Origin of the sequence: Neisseria sp. GT4A_CT1 (assembly GCF_000227275.1) — a bacterium.
GTDB lineage: Bacteria > Pseudomonadota > Gammaproteobacteria > Burkholderiales > Neisseriaceae > Neisseria.
Map to the genome: position 1 here is coordinate 55,548 of NZ_JH164966.1, position 6,729 is coordinate 62,276.

Sequence of the window (6,729 nt, forward strand, 5' to 3'; positions counted from 1 at the left end):
TTAATCCTGTTACTGTTTATTTCTAAAACTTTGTTGTTTTTCTCAAAGCCTTTTCTGCCCGTCATTGCCGTTTTGTGGCGTTTATTGATGTGGCTGATGTTCCCTTTATTTTTTATCTGTTTGAGACCTTTGCAAAATTTCTTTTCCTCCAACAACCGAAACCCAAAAACNGGTTTTCGGCTGTTTTCTCCCCCAATCACTCCTAATTTTACCCAAATACCCCCTTAATCCTCCCCGGATACCTGATAATAAGGCATCCGGACCGCCTTTTAGGCGCAAACAGGCACACTTAGCCTGTTAGCTGCTTTCAACAGGTTCAAACATATCGCCTTCAGATGGCTTTGCGCACTCACTTTGAGCAGACCAAAATAGGCTGCCCGCGCGTAGCGGAATTTACGGTGCAGCGTACCGAAGCTTTGTTCGACCACATAACGGGTCTTCGACAAATATCGGTTGCGTTTGGTTTGCGCCTCCGTCAGCGGACGGTTGCGGTGGGCTTTGCGCATAATGCCGTCTAACAACTGATGCTCTTTCAGATGTTGCCGGTTTTCCTTACTGTCGTAGCCTTTGTCGGCATAGACGGTCGTGCCTTCGGCAATACCCTCCAACAAAGGGGACAGATGGTTGCACTCATGGACATTGGCGGGGGTGATGTGCAGTTTCTCGATATAGCCTTCCTCATCGGTACGGGTATGTTGTTTGTAACCGAGTTTGTAGAGGCCGTTTTTCTTTGTCCAACGGGCATCTTTGTCCTTACTCGGTGTGGTTTGGCCGCTGACTTGTCCTTCTTCATCAACTTCTATGGCCTGACGCTGTTTGCTGCCGGCAGTCTGAATAATGGTGACATCAATGACGGCGGCGGATGCCTTCTCTAATTTTAGGTTTTTTTCGGCCAGTTGTCGGTTAATCAGTTCCAGCAATTCGGACAGGGTGTCATCTTGCGCCAGCCAGTTGCGGTAGCGGCATAAGGTGCTGTAATCGGGGATGCTCAGTTCGTCAAAACGGCAAAACAGGTTGAAGTCGATGCGGGTGATGAGGCTGTGTTCGAGTTCGGGATCGGAGAGGCTGTGCCATTGTCCGAGCAGGACGGCTTTGAACATGGACAACAGGGGATAGGCGGGACGGCCGCGGTGGTCTCTAAGGTAACGGGTTCTTTGACGATTCAGGTATTGTTCGATCGGTTGCCAATCAATCACCTGATCCAACTTCAATAATGGGAAGCGGTCGATGTGTTTGGCGATCATGGCTTGTGCGGTTTGCTGAAAGAAGGTGCTCATGGGAAATCCCCTAAATGTCTTGATGGGAATTTAGGGGATTTTGGGGAATTTTGCAAAGATCTCTGTTTGTTTATTTACACAATGTTCCGCCCATTAAAAAATCATGAAACACTTTTCCGGCATTGGCTGGATGTCATTTACCGCGACCGGCCGGAAACCGTTGGCATCATTATCGAAAATATCCATCAAGACTTAATAGAGGAAGATGAAGATGGGGAAAATAACACGCAGGAAGAAAATAACGAAACCGCCGTATTTAAAAACCTCTTAACCGAAGGCTTCATCCTACACAATAACCTCGAAGACTACACACATCTGTTTTCCGTTGATTGGAAAGACGGAGAAAGTTTTATTGACTGCATCGCAGAAATGGCGCAACGTTTTAATGTCGTCCTGAATTGGACCGAACAGCAGCTTGAAGAAGATCTGCCCGATGAGCTGGCAAGGGCTGTATATCCCTTATTTGAAGCCGCCGGGGCGGTACTTTATAGTGCAGACACGGGAGGCGACTACTACACCTTTATCATCATCCCGCAACAAGACACAGCCGATTTTGAAAAAATATCGAAACAATATGGTGTATCCTTGCAGCGGGCCAATAAAACCATCTGACACGAAACTCATAGTGGATTAACTTTAAACCAGTATGGCGTTGCCTCGCCTTAGCTCAAAGAGAACGATTCTCTAAGGTGCTGAAGCACCAAGTGAATCGGTTCCGTACTACCTGTACTGTCTGCAGCTTCGTCGCCTTGTCCTGATTTAAAATTAATCCACTATATAATACCGCAACTGTCGTCTGAAAAAATTTCAGACGACCTCAATCCCAAAAAACACACCATGACCCAAATCACTTTCCAACGCCCCGGACAACTCACCGCCCTGCCGCCCCTGTCGCTCTATATCCACATCCCGTGGTGCATCAAAAAATGTCCGTATTGCGACTTCAATTCCCACAGCCTGAAAAACGGATTGCCCGAAGCCGCCTATATCGACGCGCTGCTGACCGATTTGCAGCTTGAATTGCCCAATATATGGGGCAGACCGGTAGAAACGATATTTTTTGGCGGCGGTACGCCCAGCCTGTTTCAGGCGGAATCGATTGACCGTTTGTTGAGCGGCGTGCGTTCGCTGTTGCGCTTGCAGCCGGAAGCGGAAATTACGTTGGAAGCCAATCCGGGTACGTTTGAAATTGAGAAATTTCAAGGATTTAAAGATGCGGGTATCACGCGGCTTTCTATTGGCGTGCAGAGTTTCAACGACGATATGCTTGCACGGCTGGGGCGCGTCCACAACGGCAAAGAAGCCTTAACCGCCATAGCCACTGCCTTGAAATTATTTGATAAAGTCAATATCGACTTGATGTATGCCCTGCCGAACCAAACTGTTCAGACGGCATTGGACGACGTGCAAACCGCCATCGCCACGGGCGCGACCCACATCAGCGCGTATCATCTGACGATGGAGCCGAACACGCCGTTCGGCCATACGCCGCCGAAAGGTTTACCGCAAGACGAAGCCGCCCTCGACATCGAAGACGCGGTACACGGCGCGCTGGAAGGCACGGGTTTTGTCCACTACGAAACATCGGCTTTTGCGAAACCCGCCATGCAGTGCCGCCACAATTTGAACTACTGGCAGTTCGGCGATTATTTGGGCATAGGAGCGGGCGCGCACGGCAAAATCTCCTACCCCGACCGCATCGAGCGCACCGTCCGCCGCCGCCATCCCAACGACTACCTCGCCTTAATGCAAAGTCAGCCGAGTGAAGCTGTTGAACGCAAAACCGTCGCCGCCGAAGATTTGCCGTTCGAATTCATGATGAACGCCCTGCGCCTGACTGACGGCGTACCCGCCGCAATGTTGCAGGAACGCACGGGCGTACCCGCCGCCAAAATCATGGCGCAAATCGAAACGGCAAGACAAAAAGGTTTGTTGGCAACCGATCCGACCGTGTTCCGCCCGACCGAACGGGGACGGTTGTTTTTAAACGATTTGTTGCAATGCTTTTTGTAAGATTGGATTTTTTCAGACGACCTTGTTACGCCAAACCGTAACATCCGCAGGCTGCTAACGAAAACCATGACAGACAGTTTTTATCTTGTTTGTTTTATCATAATAAAATACAATTGAGATAACCGTCGGTCTTGAATAAATATTCGGCGGTAATACCCCTTATTCCGTTGCAAGGAAACAAACATGAAAAAAATTCTGACTACCCTGATTGCCCTCTCCATCTCAACCGTTGCGCTGGCAGATGACAGCCGTGGTTTCTATATTCAAGGCGATCTTGGCCACTCAACCCTTAAAACCAACGATGAAGGTGGCAAGACCAGTAGCAAAGGCTTCAGCCCGCGCCTGTCTGCCGGATATGATTTCGGTGATTTTCGTGTCGCTGCTGATTACACCCACTATAAAACTTTAAAAGACCATGAACAGGGTCGGAATTACACACTCGACTCGAAAATCAAACTCCAAAGCGTCGGCGTTTCCGCCATTTATGATTTCAACTTAAATTCCCCAGTCAAACCTTATGTCGGCGCACGCGTAGGCATCAACCGCTTTTCTTATGACGACGATTACCGCAGTGTGAATTTTCATGAGACTGAATCGATCCGCAAAACTAAAACCGGCGTAGGCGTATTGGCAGGCGTAGGTTATGACATTACCGAAAACGTCGCTTTGGACGCCGGCTACCGCTACAACCACTTGGGCAAATTCGACGGCTTGAAAGTACACGCTCACGAATTTTCCACCGGCGTCCGCGTGAAATTCTAATTCTCGCATCCCTCCATAACGAAACCGCCCGAAGCGTCCAAGCTTCGGGCGGTTTTCGCAAACGATCGAAGTATATACGATATATAGTGGATTAACTAAATCAGGACAAGGCGACGAAGCCGCAGACAGTACAGATAGTACGGAACCTGCTTCAGCACCTTAGAGAATCGTTCTCTTTGAGCTAAGGCGAGACAACGCCGTACTGGTTTAAAGTTAATCCACTATAATTCTATTCTCATTCAAATTTATTTAACCAAAGGTCGTCTGAAAATATCCATACCCTACACAATCACTCGGTTTTATACGATAATCGACACCGTTTTCATCAAAGCTTCCATCTTTCAGACGACCCCGACAACAGGAGAAAATCATGTCCAAAACCATCATCCACACCGACAAAACCCCCGCCGCCATCGGCGCATACAGCCAAGCCGTGCGCGCGGGCGACACCGTTTACATGAGCGGTCAAATCCCCCTCGATCCCGCCACCATGACCGTTGTCGGCAACGGAGACTTCCGTACCGAAGCCCACCAAGTCTTTAAAAACCTGCAAGCCGTTGCCGAAGCCGCAGGCGGCACGCTGGGCGACATCGTCAAACTCAACGCCTACCTGACCGACCTCGCCAACTTCGCCGTCTTCAACGAAGTCATGGCAGAGTTCATCCAAGAACCCTTCCCCGCCCGCGCCGCCGTCGGTGTCGCCTCCCTGCCCAAAGGCGTGCAGGTCGAAGCCGAAGCCGTGCTGGTACTGAACGCATAAGACACGCAACCCGTTTTCAGACGACCTCCCACAAGCCAAAGGTCGTCTGAAACACCACACACTATCGGACAATAACAACAATGGCACACTACGCAATCGGCGATATTCAAGGCTGCTTCGACGAACTCACCCTTTTGCTCGACAAAATCAACTTCAACCACGGTACAGACACCCTCTGGCTCGTCGGCGACATCGTCAACCGCGGCCCCAAATCCCTCGAAGTCCTCCAATTCTGCATGGAACACGAAAGCAGCGTCCGCATGGTTCTCGGAAACCACGACCTGCACCTGCTTGCCGTCGGCTACGGCGAAGGCACGATCAAGCGCAGCGACACCATCACCCCCATCCTCCAACACCCCGACAGCAAAAAAATGCTCGATTGGCTGCGCTTCCAGCCCCTGCTGATCAAAGGCGTGCGCCATGTTATGGTTCACGCCGGCATCCTGCCCCAGTGGACCATCGCCCGCGCCGAACTGCTCGCCAGCGAAACCGAAGCCGAACTGCGCGGCAAAAAATACAAAAAGTTTTTCTCCAAAATGTACGGCAACAAACCTGCCGAATGGCGCGACGATCTGACCGGCTACGACCGCCTGCGCATGATTCTCAACGTCTTCACCCGAATGCGCGCGCTGACACTGAAAAACGAACTCGACTACGACTACAAATCCACCCTCAAAAAAATGCCCCCGAACCTGCGCCCTTGGTTCAAAGCCCCCGACAGGCAAAACCTCAGCCACACCATCGTCTTCGGACACTGGTCTTCGCTGGGTTTTATGAACACTGACAACATCCTCTCCCTCGACACCGGCGCGCTTTGGGGCGGCGAACTGACCGCCATCAACCTTGCCGACCACAGTATCACCCAAGTCCCCTCCCTCGGCGGTTTGGACTGGAAAACGGCTTTGAAATAAGCCATGAAAACCAGAAAAGTATAAGTTTTTAGGTCGTCTGAAAATTGATTTCGGTTTGACAATAATGTGGTTTCAGACAACCTTTATATCGTTAATTCACTGAAAAATTAAAAGGAAAATGAAATGATAAACTGGGAAAATCCGCTCATCGCCCCCTACCGGCAGCAGCTTTTGTCTACTGAAAAACCCGTTGTCCGCATCAAGCTGTCACCTGCAGACAAAAGCAGCCTGCGCCGCTGGGACAGCAAAGTCGGAGGCGCTCCCTATTTGCCGCTCGGTGCCGAATATCCACACACGGCAAATGGTGATCCGCTCACGCTGTTGGCACAAATCAACTTCGCCCAAACACCACCGCTGGAGAATTTTCCCCGACAAGGTCTGTTGCAGTTTTTCATCCACAGTGACGATTTATACGGCTGCGACCTGGATAATCTGCTCAACAATGACGGCTTCCGCGTAATTTATCATGCCGACGTATTGGAAGACGACAGCCTCCAGCAGTCGGATTATCCGCATTACTGCGGCGAAGAATTCGGCCTGCCGCATAATCCCGAACAGTCCTTTGCCATGTCGTTCGAACAGGGAACGCAGCTTGTCAGTTGCAGCGACTACCGTTTCGCACAAATTTTGGAAAGGTATGAAGGCGGTAAGAACGAAAATTTCTGGCAGATTCACAGCAATGAAGATTTGGAATATGAAATCATGGAAAGCTTCAGCGGCGGCCACCAGATAGGCGGTTACCCTGATTTCACCCAAAATGACCCACGCGAAGAGCACGATGAATTGAAAGACTATATCCTGCTGTTCCAACTGCAAAGTGAATGGGAGGACGGGATAGACATCATATGGGGAGACCTGGGTGTGGGCGGTTTCCTCATTCACCCCGACGATTTAGCCAAACTAGATTTTTCCAAAGTAGCATATAGCTGGGATTGTAGCTAGTTACCCGCTATCTCAAGCTGCGTGGGGATGAATTGTACGAACCGGATAAGTTCGATTAATAAAT

Annotated in this window: 7 protein-coding genes; 6 read left to right on the top strand and 1 reads right to left on the bottom strand. The window is 50.2% G+C overall.

All coding sequences use genetic code 11. From position 1 onward, the window contains the following. Window positions 1–269 precede the first annotated feature (269 nt). Entirely contained in the window at window positions 270–1,277 is a 1,008-nt protein-coding gene (locus HMPREF1028_RS04995) for an IS5 family transposase (RefSeq protein ID WP_009311713.1), read from the bottom strand. A 66-nt stretch (window positions 1,278–1,343) separates the two neighbouring features. Here HMPREF1028_RS04995 and HMPREF1028_RS05000 point away from each other — a divergent pair, with 66 nt between their 5' ends. The 6 genes from HMPREF1028_RS05000 (at window position 1,344) to HMPREF1028_RS05025 (ending at window position 6,665) form a co-directional block, all read left to right on the top strand. Beyond that, window positions 1,344–1,889 (top strand): hypothetical protein, encoded by a 546-nt coding sequence (locus HMPREF1028_RS05000; protein WP_036529212.1) that lies wholly within the window; start codon window positions 1,344–1,346, stop codon window positions 1,887–1,889. A gap of 225 nt (window positions 1,890–2,114) precedes the next feature. Beyond that, entirely contained in the window at window positions 2,115–3,290 is a 1,176-nt protein-coding gene (gene hemW / locus HMPREF1028_RS05005) for a radical SAM family heme chaperone HemW (protein WP_009311715.1), read from the top strand. Window positions 3,291–3,473: 183 nt separating this feature from the next. Beyond that, window positions 3,474–4,052, top strand: coding sequence for an opacity family porin (locus HMPREF1028_RS05010; protein WP_003766937.1), 579 nt, complete (start codon window positions 3,474–3,476; stop codon window positions 4,050–4,052). A gap of 370 nt (window positions 4,053–4,422) precedes the next feature. Continuing rightward, window positions 4,423–4,812 carry a RidA family protein gene (locus tag HMPREF1028_RS05015; protein ID WP_009311716.1) on the top strand — a complete coding sequence of 130 codons (390 nt, stop codon included), beginning with the start codon at window positions 4,423–4,425 and terminating at the stop codon, window positions 4,810–4,812. Between the two features lie 80 nt (window positions 4,813–4,892). Further along, window positions 4,893–5,723, top strand: coding sequence for a symmetrical bis(5'-nucleosyl)-tetraphosphatase (locus HMPREF1028_RS05020; RefSeq protein WP_009311717.1), 831 nt, complete (start codon window positions 4,893–4,895; stop codon window positions 5,721–5,723). A 123-nt stretch (window positions 5,724–5,846) separates the two neighbouring features. Then, a complete protein-coding gene (locus HMPREF1028_RS05025; protein ID WP_009311718.1) occupies window positions 5,847–6,665 on the top strand; it encodes a YwqG family protein in 819 nt (272 codons plus the stop codon). Window positions 6,666–6,729 lie beyond the last annotated feature (64 nt).